This window comes from Bradyrhizobium sp. USDA 4516, assembly GCF_054055915.1.
The window spans coordinates 4,367,567-4,381,512 of the sequence record NZ_JBSRXT010000001.1 but is presented as its reverse complement, the minus strand read 5'-3'; the positions used below and the strand labels follow the sequence as shown (position 1 = coordinate 4,381,512).

15 protein-coding genes are annotated in these 13,946 nt (G+C 64.7%); 7 read left to right on the top strand and 8 right to left on the bottom strand.

Features of this window, described 5'->3' with window-relative positions:
* Positions 1 to 40: 40 nt before the first annotated feature.
* Both groL and ACVI1L_RS20315 read left to right on the top strand, forming a co-directional pair.
* On the top strand, positions 41 to 1,687 hold the full coding sequence (gene groL, locus ACVI1L_RS20320) for a chaperonin GroEL (RefSeq protein ID WP_038388056.1): 1,647 nt from the start codon (positions 41 to 43) through the stop codon (positions 1,685 to 1,687).
* Between the two features lie 90 nt (positions 1,688 to 1,777).
* The gene (locus tag ACVI1L_RS20315) at positions 1,778 to 2,068 is read left to right on the top strand and encodes a hypothetical protein (protein ID WP_229192774.1); all 291 of its coding nucleotides are present in this window, start codon (positions 1,778 to 1,780) and stop codon (positions 2,066 to 2,068) included.
* 31 nt (positions 2,069 to 2,099) lie between these two features.
* Here ACVI1L_RS20315 and ACVI1L_RS20310 read toward each other — a convergent pair whose 3' ends face one another.
* Positions 2,100 to 2,468, bottom strand: coding sequence for an antibiotic biosynthesis monooxygenase family protein (locus ACVI1L_RS20310; protein ID WP_076827529.1), 369 nt, complete (start codon positions 2,466 to 2,468; stop codon positions 2,100 to 2,102).
* 98 nt (positions 2,469 to 2,566) lie between these two features.
* Between ACVI1L_RS20310 and ACVI1L_RS20305 the strand changes: the two genes are divergently transcribed.
* Entirely contained in the window at positions 2,567 to 3,043 is a 477-nt protein-coding gene (locus ACVI1L_RS20305; RefSeq protein WP_057018090.1) for a MarR family winged helix-turn-helix transcriptional regulator, read from the top strand.
* Positions 3,044 to 3,151: 108 nt separating this feature from the next.
* Positions 3,152 to 4,351, top strand: a complete 1,200-nt coding sequence (locus ACVI1L_RS20300) for a hypothetical protein (protein WP_456783623.1) — start codon at positions 3,152 to 3,154, stop codon at positions 4,349 to 4,351.
* 18 nt (positions 4,352 to 4,369) lie between these two features.
* Here ACVI1L_RS20300 and ACVI1L_RS20295 read toward each other — a convergent pair whose 3' ends face one another.
* On the bottom strand, positions 4,370 to 4,567 hold the full coding sequence (locus ACVI1L_RS20295) for a hypothetical protein (RefSeq protein WP_057018092.1): 198 nt from the start codon (positions 4,565 to 4,567) through the stop codon (positions 4,370 to 4,372).
* A 248-nt stretch (positions 4,568 to 4,815) separates the two neighbouring features.
* Here ACVI1L_RS20295 and ACVI1L_RS20290 point away from each other — a divergent pair, with 248 nt between their 5' ends.
* Complete coding sequence (locus tag ACVI1L_RS20290; RefSeq protein ID WP_456783622.1) at positions 4,816 to 5,343, top strand: ester cyclase; 528 nt, start codon at positions 4,816 to 4,818, stop codon at positions 5,341 to 5,343.
* A 203-nt stretch (positions 5,344 to 5,546) separates the two neighbouring features.
* On the opposite strand, the gene ACVI1L_RS20285 is transcribed toward ACVI1L_RS20290, so the two are convergent.
* Positions 5,547 to 6,014, bottom strand: coding sequence for a PaaI family thioesterase (locus tag ACVI1L_RS20285; RefSeq protein ID WP_456783621.1), 468 nt, complete (start codon positions 6,012 to 6,014; stop codon positions 5,547 to 5,549).
* Positions 6,015 to 6,033: 19 nt separating this feature from the next.
* Entirely contained in the window at positions 6,034 to 6,609 is a 576-nt protein-coding gene (locus ACVI1L_RS20280) for a bifunctional transcriptional activator/DNA repair enzyme AdaA (protein ID WP_456785570.1), read from the bottom strand.
* A 206-nt stretch (positions 6,610 to 6,815) separates the two neighbouring features.
* On the opposite strand from ACVI1L_RS20280, the gene ACVI1L_RS20275 reads away from it, so the two are divergent.
* Positions 6,816 to 7,490, top strand: coding sequence for a hypothetical protein (locus ACVI1L_RS20275; RefSeq protein WP_456783620.1), 675 nt, complete (start codon positions 6,816 to 6,818; stop codon positions 7,488 to 7,490).
* Positions 7,491 to 7,548: 58 nt separating this feature from the next.
* Here the strand turns inward: ACVI1L_RS20275 and ACVI1L_RS20270 are convergent, their stop codons facing one another.
* A complete protein-coding gene (locus ACVI1L_RS20270; protein ID WP_438077719.1) occupies positions 7,549 to 7,965 on the bottom strand; it encodes an META domain-containing protein in 417 nt (138 codons plus the stop codon).
* Positions 7,966 to 8,125: 160 nt separating this feature from the next.
* Positions 8,126 to 9,796, bottom strand: a complete 1,671-nt coding sequence (locus ACVI1L_RS20265; RefSeq protein WP_038380167.1) for an L-lactate permease — start codon at positions 9,794 to 9,796, stop codon at positions 8,126 to 8,128.
* A 310-nt stretch (positions 9,797 to 10,106) separates the two neighbouring features.
* Between ACVI1L_RS20265 and ACVI1L_RS20260 the strand changes: the two genes are divergently transcribed.
* Positions 10,107 to 11,852 (top strand): ABC transporter ATP-binding protein/permease, encoded by a 1,746-nt coding sequence (locus ACVI1L_RS20260; RefSeq protein ID WP_456783619.1) that lies wholly within the window; start codon positions 10,107 to 10,109, stop codon positions 11,850 to 11,852.
* A 172-nt stretch (positions 11,853 to 12,024) separates the two neighbouring features.
* Here ACVI1L_RS20260 and ACVI1L_RS20255 read toward each other — a convergent pair whose 3' ends face one another.
* Both ACVI1L_RS20255 and ACVI1L_RS20250 read right to left on the bottom strand, forming a co-directional pair.
* A complete protein-coding gene (locus ACVI1L_RS20255) occupies positions 12,025 to 13,020 on the bottom strand; it encodes a TorF family putative porin (protein WP_057018099.1) in 996 nt (331 codons plus the stop codon).
* Positions 13,021 to 13,518: 498 nt separating this feature from the next.
* Complete coding sequence (locus tag ACVI1L_RS20250; protein ID WP_456783618.1) at positions 13,519 to 13,929, bottom strand: histone; 411 nt, start codon at positions 13,927 to 13,929, stop codon at positions 13,519 to 13,521.
* Positions 13,930 to 13,946 lie beyond the last annotated feature (17 nt).

The following is a 13,946-nucleotide window of genomic DNA, read 5'->3' as shown; positions in this document are numbered from 1 at the left end:
CGGCAAGCGCGTCTCTCAAAACTGACAGGAGTTCAAACCAATGGCTGCCAAGGACGTAAAATTCGCCGGAGAGGCCCGCGACCGCATGCTGCGCGGTGTCGACGTGCTCGCCAACGCTGTGAAGGTGACGCTCGGCCCGAAGGGCCGCAACGTCGTCATCGAGAAGAGCTTCGGCGCTCCCCGCATCACCAAGGACGGCGTCACCGTCGCCAAGGAGATCGAGCTCGACGACAAGTTCGAGAACATGGGCGCGCAGATGCTGCGCGAGGTCGCTTCCAAGACCAACGATACCGCCGGTGACGGCACCACCACCGCGACCGTGCTGGCGCAGGCCATCGTCCGCGAGGGCGCCAAGTCGGTCGCCGCCGGCATGAACCCGATGGACCTCAAGCGCGGTATCGACACCGCGGTCGCGGCCGTGATCAAGGACATCGAGAAGCGCGCCAAGCCGGTCGCCTCCTCGTCCGAAGTCGCCCAGGTCGGCACCATCTCGGCCAATGGCGATGCCGCGATCGGCAAGATGATCGCGCAGGCGATGCAGAAGGTCGGCAACGAGGGCGTGATCACCGTCGAGGAGAACAAGTCGCTCGAGACCGAGGTCGATATCGTCGAGGGCATGAAGTTCGACCGCGGCTACCTCAGCCCCTACTTCATCACCAACGCCGAGAAGATGACCGCCGAGCTCGAGGATGCCTACATCCTGCTGCACGAGAAGAAGCTGTCCGGCCTGCAGTCCATGCTGCCGGTGCTGGAAGCCGTGGTGCAGTCGGGCCGTCCGCTCTTGATCCTCGCCGAGGACGTCGAGGGCGAGGCGCTGGCGACCCTGGTCGTCAACCGCCTGCGCGGCGGGCTCAAGGTCGCCGCCGTCAAGGCGCCGGGCTTCGGCGATCGCCGCAAGGCGATGCTGGAGGACATCGCGATCCTGACCGGCGGTCAGCTGATCTCCGACGACCTCGGCATGAAGCTCGAGAGCGTCACGATCAACATGCTCGGCCGCGCCGGCAAGATCGTGATCGACAAGGAGAACACCACGATCGTCAAGGGCGCCGGCAAGAAGAAGGACATCGACGCCCGCGTTGGCCAGATCAAGGCGCAGATCGAGGAGACCACCTCGGACTACGACCGTGAGAAGCTGCAGGAGCGCCTCGCCAAGCTCGCCGGCGGCGTTGCGGTGATCAAGGTCGGCGGTGCGACCGAGGTCGAGGTCAAGGAGAAGAAGGACCGTGTCGAGGACGCGCTGAACGCGACCCGCGCCGCGGTGCAGGAAGGCATCGTGCCGGGCGGCGGCGTCGCGCTGCTGCGCGCCAAGAAGGCGGTCGGCCGGCTCACCAACCCGAATGCTGACGTCCAGGCCGGCATCAACATCGTGCTCAAGGCGCTCGAAGCTCCGGTCCGCCAGATCTCGGAGAACGCCGGTGTCGAGGGCTCGATCGTGGTCGGCAAGATCCTCGAGAACAAGTCGGAGACCTTCGGCTTCGACGCGCAGACCGAGGACTATGTCGACATGGTCGACAAGGGCATCATCGACCCCGCCAAGGTGGTGCGCACCGCCTTGCAGGACGCCTCCTCCGTGGCCGGTCTGCTCGTGACCACCGAAGCCATGGTCGCCGAACTGCCAAAGGACGCGGCGCCGGCAATGCCGGGCGGCGGCGGCATGGGTGGAATGGGCGGCATGGGCGGCTTCTAAGCCTCCCCCATCCCTATCGAGATCGAAGGCCGCCTCCGGGCGGCCTTCTTTTTTGCAGTTTGATTACGATCGGGATGCAAGGATCATCTGATGTCCCGCGACGCCAAATCACTGACGTCAACGCTCGTGCTGTTCTACGCGATCGGCGCGCTGCTTGCGGTCGGCGCCTATGCCCTGGACAGCATCAATGATCTTGCGGTCGTCTTGACGTTCTGGCTCAGGCAAACGCTGACGTTCGTCGTCCTCGGCGCGGGCTATGGGCTCTATTACGTCATTTCCGGTTCTGCCGGTCATCGTCCGAAAGCGCCGTTGCGATTTCTGGACATCTCGTTTCTGGCCGCTGCTTCCACGCTTGGGGTTGGCATCCTCGTGCACAGCTGAGCGATCCTTGACGCGACGGCCTGACAGTCCGTTACGCCACGCAGATGTCCGGCACCGCCACCTTCTGGAACAGGTGCGGCGAGGCTACCGCCGAGGCCGGATAGGCCGAGAGCTTGGCCCTGAACTCGGGGTTCATGAAGGCGGCGCGGAAGGCGGCGGTCGATTCCCAGACCGCGTAGTTCAGATAGGCCGGGCTCTCGCCGAGCGCGCGGTGCAGCTGGGTCGAGATGAAGCCCGGCTGCCGCTTCATGATGGCGGCGTCGTCCTGCCAGGCCTTGAGAAACGTGTCCTCGTCGGCCGCATCGAGCGTGAAGAGGTTGACGAGCACGACGTTGCTGGCATCGACCGCGAGCTGGCGGTCGATCGGGAAAGCGGGGTCCAGGGGGCGCATCTGCGGCATGGTTGGCTCCGTTCGATATGGTGTTATGATGTCATTCCGGACTGATGGATACATACAGAAATTGACATCATGGTGTCAATACGTTTATATGGTGACAAATGCCGAATGCAAAACGAACGCCGGCGGGTGAAGCCCTGAGCACCCTGATTCCCGACCTGTTCAGGCTCAACAGCCTGCTGTTCACATCAGGCGACCGGCTGGTGGCCGGGCTCGGGCTGACCAGCGCGCGCTGGCAGATCCTCGGCGCCATCGTCGCCACAGAGCGCCCGCAACCGGTCGCATGGCTGGCGCGCGACCTCGGCGCTGCCCGACAGAACGTGCAGCGGATCGTCAACGACCTCGAACGGGACGGGCTCGTCGCCTTCGAAACCAACCCGCATCACCGCCGCGCCCAGCTCGTCGTGCTGACCGCCAAGGGGCGGCAAAGCTTCGACGCGGCCATGCGCCTGCAGCTGCCTTGGGTGAACGGCCTCGCCGACGGGCTGTCGATGAAGGACCTCGAAACCGTGAGCCGGGTCGTGACGGTGCTGCGCGGCCGACTGGAGGGCGGCGAGGAACCTGACGAACGCACATGACCGCGATCGCGGCGCGCGGCCGCCGTTAGGCGGCCTTCTTTTTTGGCCAATGACATGGAGGTTTGCTAGTTACGACGGAACCGATTCTGCCCTTCGAGGACTTATCGTATGCGCGCGCTCCCGCTCCTGCTGCTCGGTCTTGCCGTCACCTCGGCGCCTGCCCTCGCCCAGATGAAGCTGCAATCGAAGGCGGCTCCCGCCAATGGCCCCGAGACGCGCTATTTCACCTCGATCGACGGCCTGATGGACGGCAATGCCGACGTCGTGCTGAAGGAAACCCGCCAGGGCAAGACCGTGACCGCGGCCGTGCTCGACGTCTGCTATCCCGCCGACAAGAGCTCCGACCGCAAGGACCGCTTCGTCGCCAACCTGACCGTCAGCGGCCAGACGCTTTCCGGCACCGCCCAGAGCGTCGCCGACAAGCAGCCGGTCACCATCAAGCTGAACCGCAAGCAAACCGGCGACGGTTTTGAGTTCCGCGGCCAGATCACGATCGGCCAGACCGTGACCGAGGTCGCCTCGACGGACAATTCCGATCTCAGCGAGAAGGAATTCCAGGACAACCAGGCCACCGAGGACGGCATCACGCCGCAGCCGAAGGATTTCACCGACGTTTCGCCGGAATCGATCGGCGTGCGGGTGAAGCTCGATGCGGCGGCGGATTTCCTCAAGAGCCTGAAGGGCGAGGCCGTCGAGATCGGCACCTCCAGCCTCGCGGTGAGCTGCGATGCGATGCGCTCCGGCGAGCAGACCATCAACCTCACCGTCGATCCCGAGCACGCCGGCGCGCTGCTCGCCAAGGCGAAATCCGCGCCCGGCGTGACCGCGGCCGGCTGGACCAGCGGGGTGGTCGAAATGGACCGCACCATCCGCTTTGCTGCCGCCGATTGGCGCGAGGGCGACAAGATCAACAAGGACAAGCTGGCATCGGCGATCGCGGGCGTGCTGGCGAAGACGCTTGCCGCAAAGCCCGCCTCGGCGACGTGGAACGCGAACACCGGCAAGCTCAAGCTGGTGCTGAAGCGGCCCAGCACGATTTACCCGGCGCTCGGCCTCACCCAGAATTACGAGGTCACTGCCCTGGTCTCGCCCGACAAGCCCGGAAGCTCTGACAGGCTGATGCTGTGGGTCTCGAGCCCCACCGTCTCGACATCGGACGACAGCGCCGGCGCCAAGCTCAATCTTTCCGACGATTCCAGCAGCGACGAGGAAGGCAGCGAGACCAGGGACGACAACGGCGCGATCGACGCGCTGCTCAAGGAGTTCAAGGGCCAGCGCTGGGACGCCGACAAGTCGGTGTGGCGGTAAGGCCGCCGCTGTCGTGAGTTAAGCCGCCTTCGTCTTCAGCGGCACGACGTTGTCGCGCACGGCCTTCGGGGTGGCGTCCGGACCGGACTGAAGCATCCCGTCGCTTCTGACGAACAATTCAGAACGAGGCTCGATCGCAGCGCGATCGAGCAGCGCCCGCAGCTCGTTACGAAGTCCGTCGCCGCGCAGCGCGGCGATCGCATCGAAGTTGCGCATGATGTTCTCCTGCGTGATCGCAATCAGATTCTCGCATTCGTCTTTCGCGAGCCACCCGCTTCCCGATTCCGCGACGACGCTCGAGAAGCCGTGCTAAGCGCCATATCGACACAGCGGAATCTCGTCTGAAACTCGATCGCTCGCCCGATCTGAAATCGGGTGGTGCGAGACACGCCCCCAAATGTTCACTGCGCGCATCGAGAGAGCGCCGGTCGCGATACTGGCAACGCGCAAATGGAGACGAAGAGATGTCAGAGGAAAACAAGAACGTCGTAGGCCGGTGGTTCAAGGAGTTCTGGGGCAACCCCTGGAATCCGCGCATCATCAACGAGCTCGCCACAGCAGACATTGTCGTGCACTACCCGATGCACGAACCGAAGAAGGGCCGCGCCGCGGTCACGCAGTTCATGACCGAATTTCGCGAAGCCTTTCCGGATCTCAATTTCTGGGGCGTCGGCGATCTCGTCGCGGAAGGTGATCTCGTCGTCGGCCGCTGGGAAGGCGGCGGTACGCACACGGGACCTGCGTTCAGCGACTTCCGCCTCGGCTCACTTCCCGCGGCCTCCGGCCGCAAGATGACGTTCGCCGGCACCACCGTGCTGCGCGTGCAGGACGGACGGATCGCCGAGGAGCTCGGACAGGAAGATGCGATCACCGCCATGCTTCAGCTCGGCCTCATTCGTTTGCCCGAAAGCGACGGAGCCGCGTCGTGGCCGGGCGGCGAGCTGCCCGATGGCTGGAACAACATGCCGGGATATCCGGAGGGGCCGCGCTGAGCACGGCCGGAGCATGGCTCCATCGACGATCACATCATGACTACCCGAACGCGCTTGATGCGCGTTCGGGTAACGCAATCGATCGGCGCGGTGAACTTGAAAGTCTCTAAGCCGCAGGCTTGCTGGAGGCATTCCAATATTTGCTGCGCCGGCATCGCATCTTCCGATGCAGTGCCGGCGCGGTCTCGCCGTCGCAATTTTCGTCAAGACGGGAAGATCAGGCACGTCGTCGTGCCGTGCGCGAGCAATCTTCCCTTCCCGTCGGTGACCCTGCCTTCGGCGGTGCCGATGCGACGGCCGCAATTGAGCACCCGGCCCTCGGCCCTGATCGGACCGGTGTCGGGCGTGATCGGACGCACCAGCGAGATCTTGAACTCCAGCGTGGTCTGGCTGGTGCCGGCATCGAGCATCGACTGCACCGCAAGCCCCATGCAGCTGTCGAGCAGCGTCGCGGTGAGGCCGCCATGCACGGTGCCCGCCGGATTGAGATGCGCGTCGGTCGGCACCAGCGTGACGATAACGCGGCCGCACTCGGCCTCGGCGACGTCATAACCGAGTGTCCGCGCGATGGTGTTGAGCGGCAATGCGCCGCTGGCGAGGCCCTGCACGAATGCGAGGCCGCTCATCTTAAGCTTCTGTTCCGCACTAACGGTACCGTAGCTCTTGGCCATTGCCGATCTCCATCGGGGTTTATTGGATCGCGACGGTTGGCCGCTTGCGCCGCAGCGATGCGGCGGAGCGGCCGTAGAGTTTTGCGAATGCGGCATTCATGCGCCGCGCGCTGGAGAAGCCGGCGCGCTGCGCCACCAACGCAAGCGGCAGCGCGCTGCCGTCGATCAGGCGCTTGGCGCGCTGCACGCGCAGCGACAGCGCGACCTGGAGCGGCGAGGCGTCGAGATGCTCGGCGAACAGACGCGACAGATGCCGCGCGCCGACACCGAGCCGCCCTGCCAACGCCTCGACATTGCCGCGGTCGAGCGCGCCTGCCTCGATCAGCGCCAGGGCGCGCTCGACGGTGGTCCTGGTGCCTTTCCAGGCCGGACAGAACGGTGCCGCCTCGGGACGGCAGCGCAGGCAGGGCCGGAAGCCAGCACGCTCGGCTGACGGCGCGCTGCCATAGAACCGCACATTGCGCGCGAGCGGCGTGCGCGCCCGGCAGACCGGGCGGCAATACACGCCGGTGGTCTTGACCGCGACGAACACGACGCCGTCCCAGGCCGGGTCGCGGCGCTGAAAGGCTGCATATTGTGCGGCGAAATCGAGCATGCGACCGCTATAGCCCCGCCGGCGCGCCGCGACGACCCGCTTTGCGGAGACGACGTCCGGAAACGACCGCTGCATGCGGAAGATACCCGGGCATCTACGGGGCCTGCGACCAAAAGACTTCGTGCCGCCGCAGTTCGGTCACCGAAAATTAAGGCTCGATTTAGTTTCGAGGATCATGCTTCGCGCCATCGAACACAGGTCACCCCATGCAAGACCGCGAGCCGATCAACGCTGCGAACATCTGGCCGACGGATGTGCCGGAGGGTCATTCGCCGGCACAGACGCCGGACCTCTGGGATGTCACCGGCGAGAACCACGACGCCGCCCTGCTGCTGCGGGAGCCGTTTGCCGACCGCATCGGCACCGCGCTCTTGGCAGCGACCGCACTCGCCGCAAGCTTCGTGCTGGGATGGACCGGCGGAGCCAACTGGCACGACCTTGCAGCTCCCGCCCCGGTGCCGGTGGCCCAGAAGGAAGCGCCGGTCCCGCACATTGCGGAGGTGGCGCCGAGCCGAAAGAACGAGGGCCCGCGCCGGGCCGCGTCCAACGCCGACCCCGTCGTCACCGGCAGCATTCCGAGGACCGCGCCGGCCAGCCCGCGTCCGCTCGCCTTGGGCGCCGCGCCGACGACCTTGAATGCACAGGCCGCCGCATTGGGGCCGAAGCAGGCGCCGGCGGCGCCGGAGACGCGGCCGAGCACCATCCCGGGATGGTCGGTGGTCGAAGTCCGCGACGGCACCGCCGTGCTCGAGGGGCCCGAGGGCGTCAAGATGGCCGCGCGCGGCGACGTCGTGCCCGGCCTTGGACGGGTCGATTCCATCGTGCGCTGGGGCAACCGCTGGATCGTCGCCACCGCAAGCGGACTGATCGCAACGCCCTGAGCGTTTTGTCTTGACGCGTTTCCTTGACGCGAACCGCCGTCCGCTTCGCTTAACGCTTTTAGTTGCTGTTGATCACGAAACGCAGCGACTTGCTGCCGGTGAAGGTCACCTCGTCACCGTGCCGCCGCCAGCCCGTCATGTCGCCGAGCGCCGCCAGCAGATCCTTGTCCGCCTGCGCCCGCTCCGGCGTGCAGGTGCGGTTCTCCATCGCGCCGGGAACGAAGACGATGGTGTTGCCGGCCACCGAAAACTGGCCCTTGCCGCCGTCGCACCACAGCTCGAGGATCACCTCGCCATTGTCGCCGACCTCGATCGAGGGAATCCGCTTGGAGCCCGGCATGCGCGCGGCGTCGAGCGTCATCACGAAGCCGAACGGGAACTCCTCCTCGGCCCGCGCCGGCCCCGCGCCGAGAGCCGCGGCAACCAGCGCCAACGCGGCGATGCCGCCGTTCAAACCTCGCCTCATCGAAATCATGCCAATCCTCGAAATGCGACGCGCAACTGCGGCCCCTTCTATGGGAGCAGAGCGCGATTGGCCAGATTGGCATTGCCGGAAAATGTGCCTGAAAAGCAAATCCCCGCGAGTCGTTCGCTCGCGGGGATCCGTGGTTCGATGGACGCGTCGTGGCGCGGCGCTATTTCAGCACCAGCATCGTGAACGGATAGACATAGGCCTGCAGGGTCACGAACAGACCGACCAGACACGCCAGCACGATCGAGTGCAGGAACACGTAGCGCAGGATCGAGCCCTCGTGGCCGTACCAGTTGGTCGCGGTCGAGGCGACCACGATCGATTGCGCGTCGATCATCTTGCCCATCACACCGCCCGAGGAGTTCGCCGCCGCCATCAGGATCGGCGACAGGCCGAGCTGCTCGGAGGTGATCTTCTGCAGATTGCCGAACAGCACGTTCGACGCGGTATCCGATCCGGTCAGCGCCACGCCCAGCCAGCCGAGCAAGGTGCCGAAGAAGGGATAGAGCACGCCGGTCGCCGCGAAGGCGAGGCCGAGCGTGGCGTCGACGCCGGACAGCCGGGTCAGCGTGCCGATCGCCAGCATCGCCGAGATCGTGATCAGCGAGATCGCGCAGATGCGGATGGTGCGGCCATACTCGGCGATCAGCTTGAGCGGCGAGAAGCCCATCAACAGACCCGAGATGATCGCGGCGATCAGCATGCCGGTGCCGGTGAACGACAGGTAGGTGAAGCCGAACACGGCGCCTTCCGGCGTCGGCTTGGCGGCCACCGGCGGCACCTTGAAGATCAGCTTGTCGAGCTCGGGGACCGGATAGTTCCAGACGAAGTTGGCGTTCGCCCAGGCCTTGAAGGCACCGTTGCCCCAGATCAGCATCAGGATGCAGACGATGATCCACGGCAGCAGCGCGCTCCACATTTCGCCCTGGGTCAGCGGCGTCTTGTCGAGCGGAGGTGCGGCGGCCATCGTCGCCGCCGATTCATCGCGGCCGCGCAGCGCCGGCGACAGCCAGAGCTGCCGCGGCTGCCAGACCTTCAGGAACAGGATCAGGGCGCCCATCGAAATCAGCGAGGCGCCGATGTCGACGATCCAGGGATTGATGTAGTTCGAGATCACGAATTGCGGGACCGCAAACGACACGCCGGTGACCAGGATCGCTGGCCATACCTCCTTCATGCCGCGCCAGCCGGCAAACGCCCACACCACCCAGAACGGCACGATCAGCGAGAACAGCGGCAGCTGACGGCCGACCATTGCGCCGAGGATATACGGGTCGAGCCCGGTGACCGAGGCGAGGCCCTGGATCGGCGTGCCGAGCGCACCGTAGGCAACGGGTGCCGTGTTGGCGATCAGCGACAGGCCGGACGCAGCGAGCGGCGAGAAGCCGAGCCCGATCAGCACCGCGCCGGTGATCGCGACCGGCGTGCCGAACCCGGAGGCGCCCTCGAAGAAGGCGCCGAACGAGAACGCGATCAACAGCAGCTGCAACCGCCGGTCCTCGGTGACGCCGCCGACCGCGCGCTTGAGCAGCTCGAACTTCCCGCACCTCACCGTGACCTGGTAGAGGAAGATGACGTTGAGCACGATCCAGCCGATCGGGAAGAACCCGGTGATCACGCCGAGCAGGGTGGCGCGGATCGACATGTTGGCCGGCATGGTGAAGACGAAGATCGTGATCAGGTTGGTCACGATCACGGCGATGATGGCCGCAATGTGCGCCTTCACCTTGCCGCTGGCGATCAGCACCAGCAGCGTGACCACGGGAATGGCGGCCGCGACCGTCGACAGCGCCGCATTGCCCAGCGGGTTGTAGATTTGATTCCAGGTGTTCATCTCGGGATCCTTCCCACATTTTTATGCAGCGCGCCGGCCTGCATGCGGGCAGGCGCGACTGGTGCGATTGCGGGAGTCCGTCGGAAAATCTGCAGCCCCGGCTCGCGAATGAACGATCGGTAAGGATCGCTCACATCCTCGCGAAAAATCGAAGGTCCCCCGCCCCTCGCCGTTGTCCTCATGCTAGGATTGACTCGATTGCCGGGACAAGCCAACGCTTGCATGCCAGAACTACGACTTTAGTCGAGGACTACCCCGATTGTCCCGATTCTTCAGGCCTTTGCGGCCCCTTCCCCGGAGACGATAATCTGTGAACAACATTCGCTCGACGCTCGCGACGGTGTGGCGCATCGCCTCGCCCTACTTCAACTCCGAGGACAAATGGGCCGGCCGGGGGCTGCTTGCGGCGGTCATCGCGATCGAACTGGCGATCGTGGGCATCAACGTTCTGATCACGCAGTGGAACAACCGCTTCTACAACGCGCTGCAGGAACGCAATTGGGATTCCTTCGTCAGCGAGATCATCTATTTCTGCGTCGTCGTCGCGTTCTTCATCCTGCTGGCGGTCTACCAGCTCTACCTCAATCAATGGCTGCAGATCCGCTGGCGGCAATGGATGACCACACACTATCTCGGGGACTGGCTGCATCAGGCCAATCACTACAGGATGCAGCTGCAGGGCGACGCGGCCGACAACCCCGACCAGCGCATGACCGACGACGTCAAGCTGTTCGTCGACCGCACGCTCACGCTCGGCCTCGGCCTGTTGAGCTCGGTCGTCACGCTGGCGTCTTTTCTCACCCTGCTGTGGGGCCTTTCCAATGAGGCGCCGCTGCATTTGTTCGGCACGGAATATTCAATTCCCGGCTACCTTGTCTGGTGCGCGCTGATCTACTCGGTGCTCGGCACCGTGCTGACCCATCTGATCGGCTGGCCGCTGGTCGGCATCGATTTCAAGCAGCAGCAATATGAAGCCGATTTCCGCTTCAACCTGGTGCGCGTGCGGGAAAACTCCGAGCAGATCGCGCTGCTGCAGGGCGAACCGGCCGAGCGCGAGCGCCTGCGCGTTCGCTTCGGACGCGTGGTGGAGAACTGGATCGCCCTGATGAACCGGACCAAGAAGATCACCGCGTTCACGGCGAGCTATAATCAGGCCTCGGTGATCTTCCCCTATGTGCTGGTGGCGCCGGCCTACTTTGCGCAAAAGATCCAGCTTGGCGGCATGATGCAGACCGCATCGGCGTTTTCGAACGTCCAGGGCGCGTTCTCGTACTTCGTCAGCATCTATCGTCAACTGGCCGAATGGCAGGCCGTGGTGAACCGGCTCGATGGATTCGAGGCAGGGATCGCGGCGGCATCAAACCTCGCCAAGCGCGACGACCGAATTCATGTCACGGCGACGCCGGGCGACGGCGCCGTCAGCCTAGAAAACCTAGTGCTGCGGCTGCCGGACGGCACGCCGCTGCTGAACGCGGACCGGTTCGGCTTCCGCAAGGGCGAGCGCACGCTGATGACCGGCCCCTCCGGCGCCGGCAAGTCGACGCTATTCCGCGCTATCGCCGGCATCTGGCCGTTCGGCGACGGCGCGATGGAAATCCCGGCCAATGCCAGCCTGATGATGCTGCCGCAACGTCCCTATCTGCCGATCGGCTCGCTGCATGACGCCGTCGTCTATCCGGGCGAGGCCAGGCAATTCGATGCGGGACGGGTCCGCGAGGTTCTCACCGCCGTCGGACTGCCGCAGCTTGCGTCGCGGCTCGAGGAACAGGCGCACTGGAACCGGATGCTGTCGCTCGGCGAGCAGCAGCGGCTCGGCATCGCGCGGGCGCTGCTGCATGCGCCGCAGTTCCTGTTCCTCGACGAGGCGACGGCCTCGCTCGACGAGCCGGCGGAAGCCGCGCTGTACAGGCTGGTTGCCGAGAAGCTGCCCGGCACCACGGTGGTTTCGATCGGCCACCGCTCGACGCTCGACACCTTCCATCAGCGCAATGTCACGCTGGTCCGCGACGGCGACCGCTTCATCCTGCGCGACGCGGTCAAGGTCGCCGCGTCGTAAACGGCATTAGGGGTCAGCCGCGGCCACGGCTTGCCGCTGACCCCGGCGGGGGCAGCCCACAGGTCTCGCGAGCGCCTTTAGCTATTGTCCGCCTTGTGCCGATCAGACCTGGCCGGCCAAAAACAAAAGGGCGGCAGATTGCTCTGCCGCCCCTCGATCCCCGGAGGAGAGATTACTTCAGGTTGGACATCGCGGTCAGGTCGACCGAGAGCTTGGCGATGCCGGCCGCGCCGCACCAGTTGGAGCTCGTGCCACCCGGATTGATCGGGGTGACGGCAGTGGTTCCGCCCGCGGTGAAGTCGCTGGTGAAGGCGCTGCAATCACCCTTCGACATGTCGGTGTCGGAGTAGCGCAGATCGAGCGTGAACACCTTGTAGGTGAAGCCGATGCCGATGTTCCAGGTGTTGTAGTCGGCATACTTGATGCCGTTCGGAAACGCCGGGACGCCGTAGAAGCTGTCGGAGGTGCCGAGCCACTGCCGGCCGAACTCACCCGACACGTACATGCCGACGCCGCTGCTGCCGAACACGGTGCTCGGCGCAGTGTACTTGCCGATGATCGAGGAGTAGTTGCCCCAGGCGCCGGTGTTGAGGAAGTTCGGCGAGTAGTATTCGTTGATGGTGAACGCCCAGTTGTCGTTGATGGTCCAGGTCGCCTTGCCATAGACTTCGAAGAACGAGACGTCCTTCTTCATGACGGCGAGGTTGGTGAGGGTGTTGGCCTGGCAGTCGGCGCTCAGCGGATTGCCGGCGAAGTCGGCCACCGCACCGCCGCCGTAGTAGCAGGTCCCGCCCGGATACAGGTAACCCCAGACACCGATGTCGAAGGCGAAGGCGCCGAAGGTCGGGCGGATACCGCCGTAGACGTCGACTTCAGCCGCGGCGCGGTTGGCGAAGGAGATGCTTTCGGTCGACGTACCGACGTAGAGCTGCAGGTCCTTGCTGACGTTGTAGCGCGGCTCGAAATAGGCGGTGACCGACGGATTGTGGTTGGACTGGGTGACGCCGCGGAAGATGTAGTCGCTCATGATGCCGGCGCCAAAGGCGATGTCCCAAGGATCGAAGGGAGCCGGCGGCGGCGCCTTGACGGCCTTCACCGCCATGTCAGCTGCCATTGCCGAGCTCGAAATCATTGCTAGCGCCGTTGCTAACAAAGCCAGTTTCTTCATGACGATCCCCATCTACCTGTTCAGACAGCCCAGCTCCGGTGGCCCCCCAGGGCGCGCGATAACGGACTGCAACTAAATCGCGTGTGGCCAATCTGAGGCTCATGCACGGTACCGTGAAGCCAAAAAGACATGCATGTGCCGCCTTTTTAGGCGTTCTAGCCATCTTGCCGCATGTTGACTTGCGGGTGTTGCATTTGCACCACAATACCGCTGCTCTCGCACCGGTTGAACGTGTCCATCCGGACCGGGAAACGGCAACAGCCGGCTCGGCGGAAGAGCATCGGCGCGAATCGCCGTGCCCGTAAAAGCACGGATTGTCGTCGCACCTACGGAAGAAGCCGCAGCGTGGCGCGCTGCGGCTTCGATCAGTTGAACCTCGGCAATGTGGCAGCGGCCTAGAGCATTTTTGGTTCTGATTGAATCAGAACCGAAGCTCTAGATTCTTGTTTTGACGCGTTTTCTTCACGCGAACCGGTGCCCACTTCGCTCGAAAACGCTCTAGTGGTGCTCGCCCCCGTCGGCCGACCCGGCAATCCAGCCCGGCGCCGGTTCGTGGCTCGGTGTGGCCCAGCTCGGTGCCGGCTGCGGCTCGGGCGCCGGAGGTGCTGCGACCGGAGCGGCCGGCTTCGGCGCGGCAGCCTTCTTCGGAGCAGCGGCCTTCTTCGGCGCGCTCTTCTTGGCAGCGGCTTTCTTCGCAGCCTTCTTCGGCGCAGCCTTCTTGGCGGCTTTCTTTGCCGTTTTCTTTGCAGCTTTCTTGGCCGACTTCTTCGCCGATTTCTTTGCAGCCTGCTTGGCGGATTTCTTCGCAGCCTTCTTGGCCGACTTCTTCGCGGACCTCTTCTTCGCCGCTACCACCTTCTTGGCCTTTTTGGCCTTCTTGCTTTTCTTCGCCTTCTTCGACTTCGCCATCGTGGTCCTCCTGTTGC